This is a genomic window from Nocardioides sp. (genome assembly GCF_044226765.1).
Classification (GTDB): domain Bacteria; phylum Actinomycetota; class Actinomycetes; order Propionibacteriales; family Nocardioidaceae; genus Nocardioides.
In genome coordinates, this window is sequence record NZ_JBGAGJ010000003.1 from 419,238 (window position 1) to 439,869 (window position 20,632).

General features: G+C 74.8%; 15 protein-coding genes. 12 read left to right on the top strand and 3 right to left on the bottom strand.

The window, feature by feature from the left end:
- Positions 1–62 precede the first annotated feature (62 nt).
- On the top strand, positions 63–929 hold the full coding sequence (locus ACILRH_RS09625) for a JmjC domain-containing protein (RefSeq protein WP_395692762.1): 867 nt from the start codon (positions 63–65) through the stop codon (positions 927–929).
- On the opposite strand, the gene ACILRH_RS09630 is transcribed toward ACILRH_RS09625, so the two are convergent.
- Positions 889–1,944 carry a GNAT family N-acetyltransferase gene (locus ACILRH_RS09630; RefSeq protein WP_395692764.1) on the bottom strand — a complete coding sequence of 352 codons (1,056 nt, stop codon included), beginning with the start codon at positions 1,942–1,944 and terminating at the stop codon, positions 889–891. The two genes, ACILRH_RS09625 and ACILRH_RS09630, sit on opposite strands and share 41 nt — an antisense overlap.
- 165 nt (positions 1,945–2,109) lie before the next feature.
- Between ACILRH_RS09630 and ACILRH_RS09635 the strand changes: the two genes are divergently transcribed.
- Entirely contained in the window at positions 2,110–2,955 is an 846-nt protein-coding gene (locus ACILRH_RS09635; RefSeq protein ID WP_395692766.1) for a hypothetical protein, read from the top strand.
- A gap of 37 nt (positions 2,956–2,992) precedes the next feature.
- On the opposite strand, the gene ACILRH_RS09640 is transcribed toward ACILRH_RS09635, so the two are convergent.
- Positions 2,993–3,739 (bottom strand): hypothetical protein, encoded by a 747-nt coding sequence (locus ACILRH_RS09640; RefSeq protein WP_395692767.1) that lies wholly within the window; start codon positions 3,737–3,739, stop codon positions 2,993–2,995.
- A gap of 80 nt (positions 3,740–3,819) precedes the next feature.
- On the opposite strand from ACILRH_RS09640, the gene ACILRH_RS09645 reads away from it, so the two are divergent.
- The 6 genes from ACILRH_RS09645 (at position 3,820) to ACILRH_RS09670 (ending at position 12,512) form a co-directional block, all read left to right on the top strand.
- Positions 3,820–6,696, top strand: coding sequence for an oligosaccharide flippase family protein (locus tag ACILRH_RS09645; protein WP_395692768.1), 2,877 nt, complete (start codon positions 3,820–3,822; stop codon positions 6,694–6,696).
- Complete coding sequence (locus tag ACILRH_RS09650) at positions 6,693–7,514, top strand: polysaccharide deacetylase family protein (RefSeq protein WP_395692769.1); 822 nt, start codon at positions 6,693–6,695, stop codon at positions 7,512–7,514. Before ACILRH_RS09645 ends, ACILRH_RS09650 begins: the two co-directional genes overlap by 4 nt.
- Entirely contained in the window at positions 7,508–8,893 is a 1,386-nt protein-coding gene (locus ACILRH_RS09655) for an O-antigen ligase family protein (RefSeq protein ID WP_395692771.1), read from the top strand. The genes ACILRH_RS09650 and ACILRH_RS09655 overlap by 7 nt, the downstream gene beginning before the upstream one ends.
- Positions 8,890–10,020 carry a glycosyltransferase family 4 protein gene (locus tag ACILRH_RS09660; RefSeq protein WP_395692773.1) on the top strand — a complete coding sequence of 377 codons (1,131 nt, stop codon included), beginning with the start codon at positions 8,890–8,892 and terminating at the stop codon, positions 10,018–10,020. The genes ACILRH_RS09655 and ACILRH_RS09660 overlap by 4 nt, the downstream gene beginning before the upstream one ends.
- Positions 10,021–10,023: 3 nt before the next feature.
- Entirely contained in the window at positions 10,024–11,124 is a 1,101-nt protein-coding gene (locus ACILRH_RS09665; protein ID WP_395692775.1) for a glycosyltransferase, read from the top strand.
- A 119-nt stretch (positions 11,125–11,243) separates the two neighbouring features.
- Complete coding sequence (locus ACILRH_RS09670) at positions 11,244–12,512, top strand: hypothetical protein (protein ID WP_395692776.1); 1,269 nt, start codon at positions 11,244–11,246, stop codon at positions 12,510–12,512.
- Between the two features lie 233 nt (positions 12,513–12,745).
- Here ACILRH_RS09670 and ACILRH_RS09675 read toward each other — a convergent pair whose 3' ends face one another.
- Entirely contained in the window at positions 12,746–15,490 is a 2,745-nt protein-coding gene (locus tag ACILRH_RS09675) for an exopolysaccharide biosynthesis polyprenyl glycosylphosphotransferase (RefSeq protein WP_395692778.1), read from the bottom strand.
- 111 nt (positions 15,491–15,601) lie between these two features.
- On the opposite strand from ACILRH_RS09675, the gene ACILRH_RS09680 reads away from it, so the two are divergent.
- The 4 genes from ACILRH_RS09680 (at position 15,602) to ACILRH_RS09695 (ending at position 20,558) form a co-directional block, all read left to right on the top strand.
- A complete protein-coding gene (locus ACILRH_RS09680; RefSeq protein ID WP_395692780.1) occupies positions 15,602–16,258 on the top strand; it encodes an MOSC domain-containing protein in 657 nt (218 codons plus the stop codon).
- A gap of 116 nt (positions 16,259–16,374) precedes the next feature.
- Positions 16,375–18,210 carry an AMP-dependent synthetase/ligase gene (locus ACILRH_RS09685; protein ID WP_395692782.1) on the top strand — a complete coding sequence of 612 codons (1,836 nt, stop codon included), beginning with the start codon at positions 16,375–16,377 and terminating at the stop codon, positions 18,208–18,210.
- A 136-nt stretch (positions 18,211–18,346) separates the two neighbouring features.
- On the top strand, positions 18,347–19,015 hold the full coding sequence (locus tag ACILRH_RS09690; protein ID WP_395692784.1) for a hypothetical protein: 669 nt from the start codon (positions 18,347–18,349) through the stop codon (positions 19,013–19,015).
- A 10-nt stretch (positions 19,016–19,025) separates the two neighbouring features.
- On the top strand, positions 19,026–20,558 hold the full coding sequence (locus ACILRH_RS09695; RefSeq protein WP_395692901.1) for a DNA polymerase Y family protein: 1,533 nt from the start codon (positions 19,026–19,028) through the stop codon (positions 20,556–20,558).
- Positions 20,559–20,632: the final 74 nt, after the last annotated feature.

Below are 20,632 nucleotides of genomic sequence, written 5' to 3' on the forward strand. Positions count from 1 at the left end.
CGGAGGTTTCACGGGACCTGTGGCTGGAGAAATTCCAGACGCACGACGACCCGGGGGAGACGATGACCACCACACCCTGGCCGGACCTGGACCGTTCGTTCGCGGACCGGCTGGCCAACCGCACGCCGACGCCGTTCCGGCACGGCCTCGTCGGCGACGGCCGCCTCACCCTGCCGGCGATCGCGCGCCTCGGCGACGAGCTCGGACCCGACGCCATCTCGGCGGAACGGGCAGCCAAGCCGCTGGTCTCCGAGGACGCCGGGCAGGGGTCGGCCCTGCAGGTGGAGAGCGTCTCGGACCAGATCCTCGGCCTGGCCGCCAACAACTCCTGGTTCACGCTCCTCAACATCGAGCGCGCTCCGGCGTACGCCGGCCTGGTCGACCAGGTCCTCGACGGCATCGCCCGCGGGGCGGGCGTCGACGGCCGCACGATGAAGCGCCGGATGGGCTTCGTCTTCGCCAGCTCGCCGGGATCGGTGACCGCTGCCCACTTCGACATCGAGCACAGCTTCCTGCTGCAGCTGCAGGGCAACCGGACCCTGGGCTTCGGCAGGTTCGCGGACCAGGAGGACCGCGAGCGGGAGGTGCACCGCTACTGGAACGGCTCCTTCGGGCGGCTGGACACGATGCCGGAGCAGACCGAGGAGATGGCGATCGGCCCCGGCCAGGGCGCCTACATCCCGCCCTACACGCCGCACTGGCTGCGCAACGGCGACACCACGTCGCTCTCGCTCACCGTGACCTTCTTCGACCGCTCCAACGCCGACGAGTCGATGGTGCAGGCGTTCAACGAGAAGCTGCACCGACTCGGTCTGCGGCCCGTGACCTACGGCGACTCGCCCTGGCGCGACCGCGGGAAGGTGGCGTTCATGCGGGTCTACGGCGGCGTCAAGCGTCGCGTCCGTCCGGAGACCTCCGCGTCGCACTGACGCCGTCCCTCGCCCGGGCCCGGAGCCACCGGGCCGCGTCCTCACCCGCCAGCTGCGCGGACGCCCACGCTCCGTGCGCGACCCGCACCCGCTCCAGCGGCCTGGAGCGGTCGGCGAAGGACCCCTTGTAGTCCTCGGCCCCACGCAGGAGGTCGACCTCGTGACAGCCGCCGGCCACGGCGTCCTGGACCACGTCGGCGAGCAGCACGGTGCCGGCGCTGCCGTGCTCGCGGGCGGTCGAGCGGGCGACCTGGTAGAGGCAGATGCGACCGGCCACGACGAACGAGACGGTGGCGGCGACCGCGCCTCCCGGTCCGGCCAGCAGGTCGACGCGGGCCTCGTCGCGCGCCGCGCCCGCCGCGACGGCGGCGGTCAGCCGGGGCAGCTCGGCCAGGAGCGCCTCGCGCCCCGGTCGGTCCTCGTGGAGGCGCCGCAGCTCGGCCAGACCGGTGCGGACGTCGTCGGGCCCGAGCCGCCGGTGCGTGAACCCGGCGGCCTCGAGCCGGTTGCGACCACGACGGACGTTTCGCCGGAACGACGACGATCGCGTGGCCAGCCAGTCGCCGCCGGCCTCCACCACGTCGTACGGCGCCTCGTCGTGCGGCTCGTGCCGGGCACCGAGTGCCCTCGCCAGCAGCGAGTCGGCCACGGCGCCGCGCAGGTCGAGCAGCCGCTGGCCGGAACCGCCGAACCAGTCGGCCAGGGCAGCCGCCACGGCGTGCTCGCGGCCGGGCTCCACGAGGACGTCGAGGTGGTCGGGGCACAGCACCGTCGGTCCCGGTGCCCCGAACCGCTGGGTCGGGCCGCGGCGTCGCACGCCGACCGCGAGGCCACCGAGCAGCTGCTCGCCGTCGGTGACCAGGAGCCAGGTGGTCGGCACGTCATGGTCACCGACGGCGTCGAGCCACCAGGTGCGCTGGAACGGCGAGGGGACGGGTTGTCGCAGCACCAGGTCGTCCCAGCCGGTGGCCCACCGCCCGAGATCGACCCGCTCCAGAACTCTCGGCACGGGCACCTGCGCAGGATAGGCCGGGCGTGACGCTCGGCCGGGTCCGCCGTTGAGACGGACGGTTTTGGAAGACCTCGGACCGGGCACGGTCCTTGGCAGAGCGCCCTCCGGACGGGAACACGGGGACCGGGGTGGTGGGTGTCGACAGGTGACACAGGGGGATGAACGGTCATGTCGAACGACAACGGGTCGACTCGTCGACCCGCGGGGAACTCCGCGAAGGGGCGCGCCAAGGCGTCCGCCGGCAAGTCCGTGGTCGCGCGCAACGGGTCGCGCAGCCCGGAGGCGCTCGAGCCGGGGCGGTCGACCAGCCTGGAGCGAGCCCATGAGCTGCGAGCGGCTCTCGGTGTGCGCCAGCAGGCAGAGGCGCTGGTCACCGAGGCCAGCCAGCTCAGGCAGCTCGCCGCCGCCGACGCCGAGTCGATGGTGGCCGAGGCGGAGTCGATGGCCGGCGAGCTCGTCGCGGAGGCGCGTGAGCAGGCCGAGCTGCTGCTCCGGGACGCCCAGCACCACGCCGACGAGATGGTGGGTCGGGCCCGCGCGGAGTCCGACCGCCTGCACACCGATGCCGATGCGGAGCGGGCCCGGATGCGCGAGGAGGTCGCCGCCGAGGCGCGAGCGGAGCTGGCGGCCGAGTGGGCGCGCGTCGAGGCGGTCCTCGCCGACGTGCGCGACGCGCTCCGTGTGCTCGCCCCGACCCTGACCGGTGCCGGCGCCACGCTCGTCGACGTGCTCGGCACGCTCGACGGGCTCCGCGCCGGCGACACCGGCGAGGCGGCGGCCGGCGAGGCGGCGGCCGGCGAGGCGGCGGCCGGCGAGGCGGGGACAGGCGCGGCCGATGGCGTCGTTCACGTCCCGGCCGGACCGCAGGAGGTCGCCGCGGGGGAGCACCCCGGCGCCGCGCCGCCGGCGCCGCGTGACGGGAACGCCCCCCTCGACGCCCCCCTCGACGGCACGGGCGACGGCACGGACGACGCCCGCCCGCTGGGATGGCTGTTCCGCAACGGTCAGGGCTGAGGCCGCGGTGTTCTCCGAGGCCGACGACCCGGGGGGGTCAGGCGGCCGGCGCCGAGCCGCACCGCGGTGCCGGATGCTCCGGGTCTCCGCCCACCGGGTGCACCAGCACCCGGTGCACCTGGGTGCCCGCGGGCACCGGGTGGAACAGCTGCATGCGCAGCTGCTGCCGACCCGGTCGCAGGCAGATCCAGCGCCCCGAGACGACCGCGACCAGGTCACCGGCGCGATCGGTGAGGAAGGCCTGGGCGACGACCCGGGCCTCCGGTCCGCGGCTGGTGAGGTCGGCGAGGACCACGGTCCCGCGCTCGCCGGCGTGCAGCCCGACCGGACGTGCCGTCACGGCCAGCTGCTCGCCGGTCGTGGTCCGGCCCCAGGTGACGTTGCGGTAGGCCACGTCGACCTGCGCGATCCGGCTGCCGTTGGGGCCGACGTCGACGTAGAGCCCGTACTGCTGGCCGGGGTCGAGCTGGTGCACCTCGCAGCAGGCGCGCTCGTCGTACTCCAAGGAGCTGGCGACGAGCTGGTCGTCTGCCGTCCGGGCGGTCACCACCGCATCGGCGAAGCGCAGGGTCCGGTGGGTGGTGTTGCGCACCACCACCGAGAGCATCCCGTCGACCAGCCCCCAGCTGGTCGTCTCCAGGATCGGTCCGGGGGCGCGCGAGCTCGCCGGCGCCCGGTCGGCCGGCACCTGCGTGCCCTGGAGCTGGTCGTGGATCGTCGAGCAGCTGCTGCCGAGCAGCGTCACGACGAGCGTCGCCACGGCGACGGAGATCTTTCGTGCCACCGGTCCCCCTGCGGTCGCGTCGGTACATCCGTCCACTCAAATGCATACCCGGGATCGGGTGCGACAAACGGCGGGGCGTCGTGACGGCCGAGCGCACTGCCTCGCACACCGGTGACCTGGTCGAGGTCCTCGAGGAGCCGCACTGGACCGTCGGCGACCGCCTCGCCGCCTTCACGGCGCTGCTCCCCCCGGAGCCGTCGGGGACCGTGGTGCTGATGGTGGGTGACGACCTGGCGCGCCACCTGCTCACCGTCTACCCGGACGCGCTCGTGCTCAGCGAGCAGCCCTCCCAGCGGGACGAGGTCGCCTGGCCGACGGGGTCGCGCGTGGTCCGCTGGGACGGTGAGCGGCCGCCGGTCCCCGCCGGCTCCGCGGCGCTGGTGATCGCCGACACCCGCACCCGTGACGTCGGCACCGCGGCCCGGCTGGTCGCTCCCGACGGCGTCCTGGCCCGGATCGGGCCGGAGGGTCCCTACCGGATCTACCCGACCCTGGAGCACCCCGAGCTGCTGTGGCGCCGCGGCTGGCCGGTCGAGGTGCCCGCCGGGCCGGTCCCCTGGCTGCGCCGCAGCCTGGGGCTGCGGATCGGCCGGGGTGCCGCGGTGCCGCACCTGCGGGTCGACGGGCCCGGTGCGTCGCTGGTCGACGGCGTGCTGCAGGACGTGGACGCGGCGACCGGAGGACGCGGCCGCCTGGTCGGCCTGGTCACCGGCGGGCACGTGGTGCTGCGGGTCCGTCACGATGACGGCGACCTCGCCGTGCGCCTGTCGGTCACCGACGTGGACCGGCTGGTCGACGTCTCCTCGCGCGTCCTCGCAGACGTCCCGGCCGCCGCGCCGTACCTGCCGGTCGTCGTCGCCGAGGGGCGCACCGCCGGACGACCCTGGCTCGTGTCCCGTTGGGTGCCGGGCCGCCGCCGAGGTGCCTGGCCGTGGGTCCCGGCGGCGCGGAGGTGGGAGGCGGCCGAGCAGCTGGCCGAGGTGCTCTCGGGGCAGGTGGTCGGCCAGACCGCCCCGGGCTGGGCCGACGGCTGGGTCGGGGGCGCCCACGTGCTCCCCGCGGACGTCCGGGCGCGCTGGGCCGCCGAGCTGGCGGTGCTCGACCGGGCGGTCCCGACCACCTGGTGCCACGGCGACCTCTGGCCCGGGAACGTCCTGGTCGACGGCCCGCGGGCGACCGTCATCGACTGGGACAACGCCTCCGACGACGCCCCGCAGGGCCTGGACCTGGTGCTCCTGCGGGCGATGCGGGCCGTCGAGGGCTCCGACCGTCCGGTCAGCGCCGCGCTGATGGACCTCGCCGTCGACCCGGCACCGCTCGCGGCCGTGACGGTCGCCGGCCGCGCGTGGGGCGAGCACGACCGTGGCGACCGCGTGGCCCTCGCGCTCGCCGCGGTGGTGCTCTACCTGCGCAACCGCTCGCTGCACGACCTCGGGCACGCCGAGCTCGACCGGCACCTGGACGCCGTGTCCCGCGTGCTCGCGGGCGGCCCGGTCGACCCCGAGCCGGACCCGCTCGCCGGCATCGACCCCGAGGCCGGGCGGACCGCGCGCGGCGCGCTGTGGCTGGCCACCAACGGCGTGGTCGTCAAGGCCTCGCAGACCGTGGTGCTGCTGACGCTGGCCGCGATGCTCGCGCCGTCCGCACTGGGCCTGGTCGCGCTGGGCACCCTGGTGGCCAACGTGTCGGCGATCGTCAGCAGCCTCGGCACGGCCAGCGCCCTGGTCTACTGGCGCGGCGACGTCCACCGTGCCGCGCGGACCGCCGTCACCATCGGTGTCCTGACCGGTGGGCTGCTCACTGCGGCCCTGTGGATCGCGGCGCCGGCGCTGGCCGCGATGCTCAACGCCGAGGACGGTGGCGCGACCGTCATCCGCGGCCTCACCGTCACGCTGCCGTGCCTCGCGGTCGCGGCCGTCACCAACGAGCTGCTGCGCCGGCGCCTGGCCTTCGCCCGCCGGATCATCCCCGACACGGTGTCCTCGGTCGTCGGCGCCGTGGTCGCGGTCGCGCTCGCCCTCGGCGGGCACGGCGTCATGGCGCTCGTGGTCGGTCAGGTCGTCCAGGCCGTGCTGACCATGCTGCTGGCCTGGGTCGTGCACCCGCCGGTCGCTCCCGGCTGGAACCTCGACGACGCCCGCGGCCTGCTCTCCTACGGCGGGCCGTACGCCGGCGCGAACCTGCTCGAGCTGGTCCAGCTCAACGTCGACTACCTGATCGTCTCCTGGGTCCTCGGTGCGGAGGCGCTCGGCCAGTACTCGCTGGCGTTCCGGCTCGCCTTCATGCCCTACCTGATGATCGTCGTCGTGACCGCAGGGGCCGCGTTCCCCTACCTGTGCCGCCAGCGCGGCACCGACCTGGGCCGCGCGGCCGTCACCGTGATGGGGGCGACCCTGACCCTGGTCGCACCCATCTGCCTGGGGATCGGACTGTTCGCCGACGACCTGGTGCTGCTCGGGGACAAGTGGTCGCCAGGCGTTCCCGTCGTGGCCTGGCTGGCGGCGTACGCCGTGCTGCTCAGCGTCGGACAGCTCGTGCAGACGGCGCTCAACGCCGCGGGCCGGCCCACCCTGTCCATGCTGCTGCGGCTGTGTCACCTGCTGCTGCTCGTGGTCACGCTGCTGGTCGCGGTCCACCACGGCATCACCGCGGTGGCGGTCGGCCAGGTGCTCGCCGCGACGGCGGTGTCGCTGCTCGCGCTCACGGTGGCCCGCCTCCACGTCCCCGGCTTCTCGCTGCGCCGTCTCGCGGGGTCCTTGCGCGCGGCCGCCGTCGCGACGCTGGCGATGACCGTGACGGTGCTGGTGCTGCGCCCGGTGCTCGAGCCCGAACCGCCGTCGCTCGTCGGACTCGTCGTCGCGGGCACCGCCGGCCTGGTGGCCTACCTGGCCACGGTCTGGGTCGTCGACCGCGAGCGGCTGCGCGACGCCGCGCGGCTGGTGCGGAGGGCACCGTGAGGGGGCCGGTGCGGGCGCTCGGGTCGATGGCACGGCCGGTGGCGACGACCGCGCGCCGGCTCAGCCGGGAGCCGGGGCTGACCGTCATCGGCTGGCACCGGGTCGACGGCGCGAGCAGCGACGGGCTCTCCACGGGGGTCGACGACTTCCGGCGCAACCTCGACGTGCTCGAGGACTGGGGCGCCACGGTCCTCCCGCTCGGGGCAGCGGTCGCCGCGCTCGACGAGGGCGTGCTGCCGGAGCGAGCGGTGAGCCTCACCTTCGACGACGGCTACGCCAGCGTCGTCGAGACCGCCTGGCCGATCCTGCGTGAGCGCGGCCTGACCGCCACGCTGTTCGTGGTCACCGGCTACCTGTCCGGCGCCGGCCGGTTCGCGTGGGACCGCGCGGAGCCGGAGCACGACCGCCACCGCCTGGCGTCCGCGGACGAGCTGCTCGCCGCTGCCGGGGAGGGTCTCGACCTCGGCTCCCACACCGTGACCCACCCGTGGCTGCCTCGGCTGGACCCCGACGAGCTCAAGCGTGAGCTGGTCGAGTCGCGCACGGCGATGGAGGAGCTGCTCGGTCGCCCGGTCGACCAGATCGCCTACCCCACCGGTGGCTGGTCGCCGGTGGTGCGGGCGGCGGCGGCCGACGCCGGCTACCGGATCGGCGTGACGGTCGACCGCGGCCTGAACACGGTGCGGATCCCCCGCCTGTCGCTGCGACGGTCGTTCGCGCCGACCGAGGCCGCCGACCTGCGGCTCGTCCTCGACGGGGCGTACACGCTGCTGCGGCCGCTGGACACGTGGCGTCGCCGGAGGGGGCCGTCGTGGTGACCGGTCACGAGTCGTTGCTCACGCGGTCCGCCCTCCCGCGTCCCCCGGACCGGTCGCGGTCCGGGCCGGGGCGGGCCTGGAGCGCGGTCCTGCCGGTGGGTGCGGGAGTCGTCCTCGGGCTCGCGGCGGGGGTGGTGCCCGGCCCCCTGGCCCTCGCCATGGTCGCCGCCGCCGTGACCGCCGGGCTGCTGCTGCACCTGGAGTGGGCGGCGATGGCGGTCGTGGGCGCCGCGCTCTTCGACGACTACCTGATGGCGGTCGACCCGCGGATCAGCAAGCTGCTCGCCGCCGTCCTGGTGGTCTCCTGGGTGGTCTGGCGGTGCTCGACGCGTCGCCAGGTGGCCGGCGGCAGCCGGGTGCGCCTGGCCGCCCTGGCGTTCGCCGGCGTGCTCGCCGCGGCCGCCGTCGTCCACAACAACGGCGACGCGGGGTTGGCCGTCGCGCTGCGCTACGCCGGCTTCCTCGGGGTCTTCCTGGTGCTCTCCGACGTCCTGCGCGACCGACTCTCGCCTCGGCAGGTCGCTCGGTGGTACGTCGTGGCGTGTGTCGCGGCGTCGCTGTGCGGGCTCGCGACCTTCGCGCTGGCGCAGGACCGGCGCGTCGGCGGACCGATCGGCGACCCCAACGACCTCGCGTTCTTCCTCCTGCCGGCCGTCGCGCTCGCACCCGCGGTGCGCGGCGAGGGACGGGGGAGGCGGTTCTGGGACGCCGGGGCCCTGGTCGTGGTCGTCGCGATCGTCGGCACGCTGTCGCGCGGTGCCCTGGTCGGTCTGGCCGGCATGCTGCTGCTCGTCCTGCTGTCCGGGATGGTGCGCGCCCGCGTGCTCGCCGGGCTGTGCGCTGCCGCGAGCGTCGCGGTCCTCGTCGTCGTGGTCGCCCTGCCCGGCCTGGTGTCGGTCAGCCTGCACCAGAAGGGCGTGGTCGCTGACCAGAACGTCTCCGAGCGCCTGGACCTGTGGGCGGCCGCCGGGCGGATGACCGTCGAGCACCCGCTGCTCGGGCTGGGCCCCGGCGCGTTCGCCCTGCACCACCAGGACTACAGCACCGCCCTGCCCGACGACGTCAACCACCCGCTCGACGTCGCCCACAACACCTGGCTCGAGGCGGCCAGCGAGCTGGGGCTCGCCGGCCTGACCGCGTTCGTCGCCGTCCTCGTGCTCGCCTTCGTCGAGGCCTGGGGGGCCTGGCGGCGCCGGGGCGACCCGGTCGCGGCCGCCGTCTGCGCCGCCCTGGTCGGCACGACGCTCGCCGCCACCTTCGTGTCCGAGCAGTACTACCTGCCGTTCTGGCTGCTCGCCGCCCTCGCAGTGGGTGTCGGCGCGCGGAGTCGGTCGACCGGTGGCGCCCTGGTGGCCGTGGACCGGGCGGGCCGACGGTGAGCGGCGGGCAGCGGGTGGTGCAGGTCCTCACCCAGGACGCAGGCGGCCCGGTCGACCACGCGGTCGACGTCGCCGTGGGCCTGGCCGGCCGTGGTCTCGACAGCCACGTCCTGGGTCCCTGGACGCCCCGCACCGAGACGGCCCGCGAGGCCGGGGTGACCTGGCACGAGCTCGAGGTCGCCTCCAAGCGCGACGTCCGCGGAGCAGCCCGGGCCGGTCGGCGGCTGCTCGCCCTGCGGCCCGACGTCGTGCACCTGCAGGACCGCCGGGCCGGCTGGCTGGGCCGTGGCCTCGCCCCGGCGCTGCGGTCGCGGCGCTCCGGCGTCGGCGTGGTCTACACGCTGCACGGGGTCGCCGACGGGCTCTCGGACCTGGTGGCGGGCAACGCGCGTGCGGGGGTCCGGCGGCGCCGCGACCGCGCGCTCTACCTGACCGGTGAGCGTCTGGTCAGCCGGTGGGGCCGCTGCCGGGTGGTGGTGCCCAGCCGTGCCGTGGCGCGCTACGCCGTCGAGCAGGTCGGTCTCCCGCCCGGCGTGGTGGACGTCGTGCCCAACGGCGTCGTCGCCGAGCGGTACGCCCGCGCCCGTCCCGACGGGGTCCCGCCGCGGGCGGTCTGGGTCGGCGTGCTCGCTCCCGTCAAGCGCGTCGGTCTGCTGCTCGACGCCGTGGCCGAGGTCCCGCAGGTGCGGTTGCGCGTGGTCGGAGACGGGCCGCTGCGCGACGAGGTCGCGGACCGCTGCGCCCGTCCCGACCTCGCCGACCGGGTCGAGCTGACCGGGTGGGTGGCCGAACCCGCGACCTGCCTCGCCGACGCGGACGTCTTCGTGCTCACCTCCGCAGCCGAGAACTGCCCGATCGCGCTCCTGGAGGCGATGGCCAGCGGCCTCCCCGTCCTCAGCACCGCCGTCGGCGGCGTTCCCGAGGTCGTGCGCGACGGTGTCGACGGGCTGCTGGTGCCCGCGGACGACCCGACGGCGCTGACGGCCGCGCTGCGCACCCTGGCCGATGACGCCGGCCTGCGCGCCCGGCTCGGGGCCAGCGCCCGCCGCCGCATCCTCGACGGCTACACGCTCGAGCACTGCCTCGACCGGCTCCTCGTCAGCTACGACGCGAGCCGGGAGGGCTGAGCCGTGCGGGTGCTGGGCGTGGTCGCCGAGATGGGGTCCGGGGGAGCCGAGGCCGTCGTCCACGACCTCGCCCTGCGGTTGCCGGAGCACGGGGACGAGGTGCTCGTCGCCAGCGACGGAGGGTGGCGGGCCGACGCCCTCGCCGCCGCCGGCGTCACCATCCGTCGGGTGCCCCTGCGCGACCCCGGTCCGGTCGCCCTCGAACGCTCCGCCGCGGCGGTCCGCCGCCTGCTGGCGACGTGGCGGCCCGACGTCGTGCACGCACACAACGTGCGGGCGAGCCTCGCCGCGCGCCTCGCGCAGGTCGGCCGCCGCCGGGTCCCGGTCGTGTCGACCGTGCACGGCCTGGCCGACGACCGGTATGCCGCGGCGGCCCGCCTGCTTCGCCGCTGCAGCGACCTCGTCGTCGCGGTCTCGCCGGACGTCCGTGACCGGCTGCTGCAGGCCGGCCTGGACCCGGGCCGGGTCGCCGTCATCGAGAACGCGGTGCCCCCGCCCGGTCCGGCCACCGGTGACGTGCGCGCGGAGCTCGGCCTGCTGCCCGGCACACCCCTCGTGGTGTGCGCGGCTCGACTCGCTGCGCCCAAGCGGGTCGACCTGCTCGTCGACGCGTGGCCCGAGGTGCCGGCCGCGGCCCACCTCCTCGTGGCGGGCGACGGGCCCGACCGTCCCGCTCTCGAGGCCCGTGCCGCGCGCTCGGCCGCGCGGCCTCGGATCACCTTCCTCGGTGACCGCGCCGATGTCGGGAGGCTCCTGGCGGCCGCGGACGTGGTGGTGCTCGCCAGCGACCGCGAGGGCCTGCCGATGGTCGTGCTCGAGGCGATGGCGGCCGGTCGGCCGGTCGTCGCGTCCGCGGTCGGCGGGCTCCCGGCGCTGGCCGGCACCGGGTGCCTGGAGCTGGTGCCGCCCGGTGACGCCGGCGCGCTCGCCGCCGCCGTACGCGCGCTGCTCGCCGACCCGGCGCGGCGAGCGCGGACCGGGGCGGCGGCGCGGGCGGTGGTCGAACGGCGCTTCTCGTCGGTGCGGATGGTGGACGACTACCGATCCGTGTACCAGAACGTGGTGGGGAGGGCGGAAACGGTCGTAACCAAGTCGAGTGGCTGACGTTGGTCCCGATGTCCGGTGGAGGCGGCGCGCACCCGCGCCCCCCACCGCGGCTCGGGACGCGGGGACGGTGCCGGGGAGATCCCTCGGACGCCGGGTGACGAGCAAAGCGGGGGAGCATGGAAGGGAAGGACCTAGCGCGCGCGGTCTGGAGGCACCGGCTGCTGGTGGTGGTGATCGTCGCGATCACCCTGTCGGCCGTCGGCGTCGGGCTCTGGCGGGCGCCGAAGACCTACGAGTCGACCGCGACGGTGGCGGTGACCGCCTCGCCGCGGGCGTCCGGCACGCAGGAGGACCTCGACGCGCTGCGCGGCAGCGTGGCCGAGCTGGCGAACTCGCAGGCGATGCTGCGCGAGATCACCTCCCGGCTGGACGTCGACCGCACCACCGAGGAGCTGCGCCAGTCCATCGAGGCGAAGTGGGTGCAGGGCACCGTCCTGGTGCAGATCACCGTGAGCGACTCCGACCCGCGCGTGGCGGCCGCGATCGCCAACACCGCCGCGGCGGCGCTGCCGACCGTCGACCCCAGCCGCGGGGCGTTCACCTACACGCGCAGCAACCCGGCGGAGCCCGCGGCGACGTTCTCGAGCCCCAGCCTGCTGCTCGCCGGCGTGGTCGGCGTCGTGCTCGCGGTCGTGCTGGGGATCTGCGGGGCGCTGCTGCGCGACCGCAAGGTCGTCGAGGTCGGCGACGCCGACGAGGTCGAGGAGCTCGCCGACGCGCCGGTGCTCGCATTGATGTCGCCGCCGCGCGACCCCACCACGCTGCCCGCGCTCTACCCGGGCACGGCAGCCGCCGACGTCTTCCGCGAGCTGCGGATCGCGCTGGAGGCCGAGGCGAGCCGCGAGCCGGTGACCCGCGTGGTCGTCACCGGGGTCCGATCCAGCGACGTCCACGTCTGGCTCGGAGCGAACCTCGCCGTGTCGTTGGCGCACGTCAACCGGCGGGTGCTGCTCGTGGACGGCCGGATCGGTGACCAGGAGGGCGGCCCGGTCGCCGCCGGGCCCGACACCGCTGGCCTCTACGACGTGCTCGTCGGGGAGGACCTCGACGCCGCGCTCAGCCCGGGCCCGGTCGCCGACCTCTCGGTGCTTCCCGCCGGGCAGTGGGGCGGCGAGCCTGCGGAGACGCTGCTCGAGACCCGGTTCGCCCCGGCGATGGAGGAGGCGGCCCGCCGCTTCGACATCATCATCGTGCTGGCGCCACCCCTCGACGTCTGCGACGACGCCCGGGTGATGGCTGCCGGCGGCTCGATGCTGCTGGCCGTCCCCGACGCCGGGGTCGCCCAGGGCGAGCTGCAGCGCCACCTCGCCCGGGTGCGCGCCATCGGGGTGCGCCTGCTCGGCGTCGTGCTGGTCACCAAGCGCACCGACCGCGTCGCCAGCTGACCCCGTCCCCCCGGGCCCCACCGGCGCGTCCGCCGTTGCGCCGTCCGCTCGCGCACCGGGCGGGCGGCGGGAGCGTCGGCACCGGCTCTCGCAGCTTCATCACGGGATGCAGGCGAACCTGCACTTCCCACGGTGGGCACGTCGTGGGGAGTGCAGGTTCACCGACAAACCATGATGAAACTGAAGGGAGCGCCGACCCGCGTGCGCACGGGGACCGCGCCTCGGCGACGGCCTCAGGGCAGCGGGGTGGACCGGACGACGACGACCTCGCCCGACCGCGGGGCCGGCACCCGGGGACCCGCGTCCGGCTCGACCGGGGTGGCGGTGAGGACCGGGACCAGGTCGACGCTCTCCTGGGCGTCGGGAGTGGTCGTCGGGGCGAGCGGCCACAGGGCGGTGAGCGCGTCGCCGTGCCCGTGGGAGCGCCAGAACTGCCGCAGGGTGACCCGCGCGACGTGCTCCGCCGACGCGTCCGCGTCGTGGCGCTCCTCGACGTGCAGGCGACCCAGACGCCCCTCGGCGGCGGCGAGCGCGGGGTCGTCGAGGCGGCGGACCAGGGCCTCGGTGAGCCGGCCGACATCACCGACGGGCACGAGCGTCCCCGCGCCGCGCGGGATGCTCTCCGCCATCCCGCTCGCGCGGGTGGCCACCACGCTGCGGCCGGCGGCCATCGCCTCCAGCGGGGCGACCGCCATGCCCTCCCACCGGGACGGCGCGACGACGAGGTCCGCGGCCGCGAGCCACTGGCGTACGTCGGACCGGGCGCCGGTCAGCAGCACGCCGCGGAGGGACGCGGCCCGCATCTCGAGCTCACCGCGGTCGGGTCCGTCGCCGATGAGCACGAGCTGTGCGTCCGGGACCCGGGCGACGACCTGCTCCCAGGCGTCGAGCAGGTCGCGCTGCCCCTTCTGCTCGGTGAGCCGACCCACGCACACCGCGGTCGGCACGTCCCGCAGGTCCAGTCGCTCGCGCGCGTGGCGCCGCTCGGCGTCGGTCGCGACGACGAAGCGGTGCAGGTCGACACCGTTGACGGCGAGCGTCGTGGCCCCGAGGATGCCGTGCTGCTCGCCGACCTGGCGCTCGCTGCGGCTCACGCAGACCAGCTCGGTCGTCCAGCGCTGCGCCCAGCGCTCCCACCGGATGCTCGCGGCACGGACGGGTCCGCGCACCGCGTCGAACGACCAGGCGTGCGGCTGGAAGACGGTGGGTCGCCGACCGCGGACCGCGAGCCGCCCGGCCATGCCGGCCTTGGAGCTGTGCAGGTGGACGACGTCGGGGTCGACGTCGTCGAGGATGCGGCGCAACCGCCGGGTCTCACCCAGGACCGCCGGACCGGGGTTGCGGCCGGCCTCCCAGGGGACGAACTGTGCTCCGGCGCTGCGCGCCGACGGTCCGAGCCAGCCCTCGGACGGGCAGACGACGGTCACGCTCCAGCCCCGGGCGACCTGGTCGCGGACATAGCCCATCAGCACGTTCGCGACGCCTTCGGTGGTGGGCACCGACACGTGCACGACGCGTGGCCGGCCCGAGGGCACGGCCGGCCGGCGGCGGCGTGGCCGGGGCCTCTCCCGGTCCCGGGTGGCCGCGGCGGCGCTGAGGTCGATGCCGCGGACCTCGGGCTCGCTGCGGAAGACCGCGCGCACGGTGCGCGCCATGATCTTGATGTCCGACCACAGCGACCAGTTCTCGATGTAGTAGTTGTCGAAGCGGACCCGGGCGTCGATCGGGGTGTCGCCACGCAGGTCGTGCACCTGGGCGTATCCGGTGAGGCCCGTCTGCACCCGGTGCCGGTCGTCGTAGCGGAGCTCGGTGCGGGCGAACTCGCGGACGAAGAACGGCCGCTCGGGCCGGGGGCCGACCAGGCTCATGTCGCCGCGCAGCACGTTGACCAGCTGGGGCAGCTCGTCGAGGCTGGTCCGTCGCAGGAAGCGGCCGACCGGACCCAGGCGCGCGTCGTGGTCGATCGACCACTGGGTCATGCTCTCGACCTCGTCGACGGGCTTGAGTGAGCGGAACTTGTAGAGCGTGAAGGTGCGGCCGCCGCGGCCCACCCGGACCTGACGGAAGATCACGCCCGGACCGGTCTCCAGCCGGACGGCGATCGCGCAGCCGAGGAGCACGGGGGAGAGCGCCAGCAGCGCAACGGCGGACAGCACGACGTCGAGGAGCCGCTTCAGCAGCAGGGTGTGCGGCCGGAGCCCCCACCGGCGCAGCCGCATCACCGCGACGTCACCGACGACCTCGGTGCGGCGGTGGTGGTCCAGGCCCATCATCTCGAAGAAGCGGGGGACCACGAAGACCTGGTGGTCGGCCTGCACGCACTGGCGGACGACGTCGATCGTGCGGCCGTCGGGCGGGTCGGGGAAGGCGAACACGACGTCGTCGACGCGGAGGTCGGCCATCGCCTGCTCCAGGTCGTCGACGCCGCCGAGGAGGGGCACCGGTACCGACCGGGCCGTGAGGTCGGGAGCGGTGTCCACGACCCCCACCGGGTGCAGGCCCAGCTCGGGGCGGCGCAGGAACGTGGTGACCAGGCGCTGCCCGACGGTGCCCGCGCCGACGACGATCACCGGGTGGGAGCTGCGCCCGGAGCGGCGGCGCGCGTGCACGACGGCGTACACGGTCGACCGGAGGAGCACCTGCAGCAGGAACGTGGCGCCGGTGAAGACGAGCAGCACCCGCCACGGCAGGTGGTCCGACGGAGCCGGGGTGAGGGCGGCCAGGGTGAGCCCCGCCACCCCGGCCGCGAGGGCCAGACGGGGCAGGTCCTCCACCACCGACAGCACCAGGCGCGACCGGTGGAGCTCGGCTCCGCGGCACACCAGCATCGCGGCGACCGCCGCGGCGACCGCGGCCCCCACCGTGACCTGCTCGCGGACGAGCGCCCCTGCCAGCAGCACCGCGAACGGGTCGACCGCCGTCAGCAGCGGCCGGATGCTGCGCAGCCAGGGCAGGGCATCGATCAGACCACCACGCACTGCTTCCCCCTGCTTCCCCCGGGTCCTCACGGACCTTCACCAGTCCTGTTCCCGGGGCGGGCGGCGGGAAAACCCTCGGCACGCGGCGGCGGGGACTGAGAGGATCTGCGCGTGCCCAGCCTCGTGTCCGTCAACGTCGGCATGCCGCGACCCGCCGAGTGGGCGGGCATCGGCTCCACCGCGATGGACAAGCGCCCGGTCCCCGGTCCGGTGCGGGTCCGTGCCCGCGGCCTGGACGGCGACCAGGTCGGCGACACCCAGCACCACGGCGGCGTCGACCAGGCCGTCTACGTCTTCGCTCGCGAGGATCTCGACTGGTGGGCCGCCGAGCTCGGTCAGGACCTGCGCGACGGGATGTTCGCGGAGAACCTGACCACGGCCGGCATCGACGTGAACGAGGCCGAGGTCGGGGAGCGGTGGCGGATCGGCGGCGCGCAGGGGCCGCTGCTCGAGGTCGCGAGCGTGCGGATCCCGTGCAACGACTTCAAGAACTGGATGGGGCTCGGCGGCTACGACAACCGGGCATGGGTGAAGCGGTTCGCCCAGGTCGGCCGGCCCGGCCCCTACCTCCGGGTGCTCGAGGAGGGCGACGTACGACCCGGCGACGACCTGACGGTGGTGCACCGCCCCGGGCACGGGGTGAGCGTGAGCACCATGTTCCGGGCGCTGACCACCGACGCGGACCTGCTGCCTCGACTCCTGGTCGTCGAGGACCTGGTCGACGAGGCACGCCGCGCGGCGCAGCGGTACGTCGACGCGCGCTCCTGAGGCCGCGGACCGCGCCCGCCACGCCACGGGTGTGACGTTGTTCCCTACCTGTCGGTAGGCAAAGTGATCTAGGTTACGTCGCATCCCTGTCCCTCTCGGCCGCCATCAGGAGTGAGATGACCGCCCAGGCCAGCCCCAGCGTCGATCCCGGCTTCGTCGACAACCTGACCCAGAACTTCGCCCTGCAGTTCCTCGACCGCGTCGCGGCCTCGGGTGACCGCGAGGCCTACCGCTACCCGCGAGGGGAGGCATGGGAGTCGGTCACCTGGCGCCAGGCTGGCGACCTGGTGACACGGCTCGCCGCCGGCCTGCTCTCGCTGGGTCTCCAACCCGAGCAGCGCGTCGGCATCGCCTCCTCGACCCGCTACGAGTGGATCCTCGCGGACCTCGCCGTGATGTGCGCGGCAGGGGCCACGACGACGGTCTACCCGTCGACCAACAGCGAGGACACGGCGTACATCCTCGGTGACTCCGAGTGCCAGGTCGTCTTCGCCGAGGACGACGACCAGATCGCCAAGCTCACGGAGCACCGCGGCGACCTGCCGCACCTGGCGAAGGTCGTCACCTTCGACGGCACCACCGACGGCGACTGGATCATCGGCCTGGACGACCTGGCGAAGCTGGGCGACGCCTACCTCGCCGAGCACCCGGGGATCGTCGAGGAGACGGCCAGGGCGATCCCCGCCGACCAGCTCGCGACGCTGATCTACACCTCCGGGACCACCGGGCGCCCCAAGGGGGTGCGGCTGCTGCACCGCGCCTGGGTCTACGAGGGCACGGCCATCCAGGTCCAGGACATCCTCGACGAGAGCGACCTGCAGTTCCTGTGGCTGCCGATGGCGCACTCGTTCGGCAAGGTGCTGCTCTCGGCGCAGCTGGCCTGCGGGTTCCCGACGGCCATCGACGGGCGGGTCGACAAGATCGTCGACAACCTCGGCGTGGTCAAGCCGACGTTCATGGGTGCCGCGCCGCGCATCTTCGAGAAGGCGCACGGGCGGATCGTGACGATGCAGGCGGCCGAGGGCGGCATCAAGGAGAAGCTGTTCCTGCGCGCCTTCGACACCGGGCTCAAGGTCGGCCGGCTCAAGCGCGAGGGCAAGTCGGTGCCGTTCCTGCTGGGCGTCCAACACGGGCTGTTCGACAAGCTGGTGTTCAGCAAGGTCCGCGAGCGGTTCGGCGGCCGGGTGCGGTTCTTCATCTCCGGCTCCGCCGCGCTCAACGCCGAGATCGCCGAGTGGTTCAACGCCGCCGGCATCCTCATCCTCGAGGGCTACGGCATGACCGAGAACGCCGCGGGCGCGACGGTCAACCTGCCGTCGTCGTACAAGATCGGCACCGTGGGACCCGCCCTCCCGGGCAGCGAGATCCAGATCGGCGACGACGACGAGGTGATGCTGCGCGGGCCGCACGTCATGGCCGGCTACCACAACCTCCCCGAGGAGACCGCCAAGACGCTCACCGAGGACGGCTGGCTGCGCACCGGCGACAAGGGCAGCATCGACGCCGAGGGCTTCCTCACCATCACCGGGCGGATCAAGGACCTGTTCAAGACCTCCGGCGGCAAGTACGTCGCCCCGTCGGCGATCGAGTCCAAGTTCAAGGCCATCTGTCCCTACGCCAGCCAGTTCCTGGTGTTCGGCAACGAGCGCAACTACGTCGTCGCCCTGGTCACCCTGGATCCCGACGCGATGGCGGACTGGGCCAAGGAGAACGGCATGGAGGGTGCGTCGTACGGCGACATCGTCGCCTCGGAGCCGGTCCAGGAGATGGTCAAGGGCTACGTCGAGGAGCTCAACTCCCAGCTCAACCGCTGGGAGACGATCAAGAAGTGGAAGCTGCTCGACCACGACCTCACCGTCGAGTCGGGTGAGCTCACGCCCTCGATGAAGGTCAAGCGCAACGTGGTCGAGGAGAACAACAAGTCGCTGATCGACAGCATGTACTCGGGCTGAGGTCGTTCGTTTCGCCGGTCGACCGGTGAAATGTGCAGGACACGCCGATGGGGATCGGCGTGTCCTGCACATTTCCCCTGACAAGCATCCGGCCGGTGGCGGTTGACGTCTTCGAACACATGTTCGAAGATGGGGCGTGGCCAGCACCGCCAGCACCCCTGACACGATCGCGCAGCTGCGCAGCCGGATGGCGGGCATGCAGGACGGCATGCCCCGCCTCCCGCTGGAGACCCACCCGGCGCTCGCCGGGCTGGTCCAGCTGCGGGCCGGGGGGAGCTACGCGGTCGACAGCGCCGCGCTGGCGCTGACCCTGCTGGCCGGCCCGTCGGGTGCCGGTCACTGGTGCGCGGCGGTCGGGATCGCCGACTTCGGTGCCGAGGCCGCCCGGGAGCTCGGCCTCGACCTCGACCGGACGGTCCTGGTGCCCGACCCGGGGGACCGGTGGCTCGAGGTCACCGCAGCCCTGGTCGACGTCGCGACCGTCGTCCTGGTCCAGCCGCAGGGCAGGGTGCCCGAGCAGGTGGCGGAGCGGCTCGGCGCCCGGTTGCGCAAGCGCTCCGCCGCCCTGGTCGTCCGGGGCGACTGGCCGCGGGCGGAGGTGCGGCTGACCACCCGGGAGCTGGCGTGGAGCGGCGTCGGCGAGGGCCACGGCCACCTGCGGTCCCGCCGGATCCTGGTCGAGGCGCAGCGGGGCTCCGCGCCACCGCGCCGCGGTGCCCTGTGGCTCCCCGCCGACGACCGGACCCACCGGCGCGCCGAGCAGGCGTTCGAGGGCTCCGCACCCGCCGTGGAGGTGGCGAGCTGACGTGCGCGTGATGGCGGTGTGGTGCCCGGACTGGCCGGTGGTCGCCGCCCTGGCCGAGGAGGGACTGCCCACCCACCTGCCGGCGGCGGTGTTCAGCGCGAACGTCGTGCAGGCCTGCAACGGCGGCGCCCGGACTGCCGGCGTACGCCGGGGGATGCGTCGCCGCGACGCCCAGTCGCGGTGCCCCGGGCTGCAGGTGCACCAGGCCAGCCCCGACCGGGACGCCCGGGCGTTCGAGCCGGTGCTCGCCGCGGTCGAGGAGCTGCGGCCGGGGGTGGCGCCGCTCCGGCCGGGGCTGCTGGCGCTGCGGGCTCCCGCGCGCTTCCACGGCGGTGAGGAGAGCGGGGCGGCGCTCCTCGCCGAGCGGTTGGTCGGGCACGGTGTCTGGGACTGCCGGTTCGGGGTCGCCGACGAGCTGTTCACCGCCGAGCAGGCCGCCCGCCGGGCAGCACCTCAGGAATGCCACGTCGTCGAGCCGGGGGAGTCGCGGACGTTCCTGCGGGCACTGCCGGTGGAGACCCTGGACGACCTCGACGCGGTCAGCCTGATGAAGCGGCTCGGGCTGCGCTCCCTCGGCGACCTCGCGGACCTCTCGGCGACCGACGTGCGCGACCGGTTCGGGCCGCACGTCGCCTGGGTGCACCGCGTCGTCGGGGGCGACGGAGCCGTCCTCCTCGCCACGCGCACCCCGCCCCCCGAGCACACCCGGCACGTCGACTTCGAGCCGCCGCTGGACAACGCCGAGACGATCAGCTTCAGCGTCCGGCGGACCGCGGACGCGTTCGTGGGGGGCCTGGCCGGGCAGGGCCTGGTGTGCACCGAGGTGCTGGTCGAGGCGCGGTGCGAGGGGGAGGTCGAGCCGGCGTCGTCCCGGCTCTGGCTGCACCCGCGCTGGTTCACCGCCGCCGACCTGGTCGACCGGCTGCACTGGCAGCTGCAGGGCGCCCTGGGCCGGTCCGGCGAGGTGCGGGCACCGGTCGACCGGGTCACCTTCGTCCCGGTCACCGTCGTCCCCGACGCCGTGCACGCCGACGGGCTGTGGGGCGGCACGGACGAGCGGGTCGAGCGCGGCATCGCCCGCGTGCAGGGGCTGCTCGGCCACGAGGCGGTCGTCCGCCCGGTGCTCCAGGGTGGCCGCTCACCTCGCGACCGGCAGGCGCTGGTGCCGTGGGGCGAACGGCCGACCGGCCTGCGCCCCCGTGCCGATCAGGGGGGCCCGCCGTGGCCCGGCAGCATCCCGGCGCCGGCCCCCGCCCGGGTGCTGAGCAGCCCCTGGGCTGCCGAGGTCGTCGGCGGGGGCGGTCGGTCCGTCGACGTCGACGAGCGGGGCGCCGTCACCTGCCCGCCCGAGCGGTTCCGCCCCGGTCCGGGCGACGGCTGGCAGCCGGTCGGCGCCTGGGCCGGCCCCTGGCCGGTCGAGGAGCTGTGGTGGGAGAGGCCCTCCCGGCGGGTCGCCCGCTTCCAGGTCGTCGGCGTCGACGGTCGCGCCTGGCTGATGACCTGGGACTCCGGCGTGTGGTGGACCGAGGCTGCCTATGACTAGCAGGGACGCGGCAGCGGACCTGCTGATGGTGGTCGAGCGAGCCGCGCGGCTGAGGCACGAAGCCGCGACCGGCG

Bases quoted from the DNA above. Each gene is read 5' to 3' on its own strand.
- ACILRH_RS09625 (WP_395692762.1), top strand. From the start codon at position 63: ATGACCACCACACCCTGGCCGGACCTGGACCGTTCGTTCGCGGACCGG.
- ACILRH_RS09635 (WP_395692766.1), top strand. From the start codon at position 2,110: ATGTCGAACGACAACGGGTCGACTCGTCGACCCGCGGGGAACTCCGCG.
- ACILRH_RS09695 (WP_395692901.1), top strand. From the start codon at position 19,026: ATGGCGGTGTGGTGCCCGGACTGGCCGGTGGTCGCCGCCCTGGCCGAG.
- ACILRH_RS09685 (WP_395692782.1), top strand. From the start codon at position 16,375: ATGACCGCCCAGGCCAGCCCCAGCGTCGATCCCGGCTTCGTCGACAAC.
- ACILRH_RS09670 (WP_395692776.1), top strand. From the start codon at position 11,244: ATGGAAGGGAAGGACCTAGCGCGCGCGGTCTGGAGGCACCGGCTGCTG.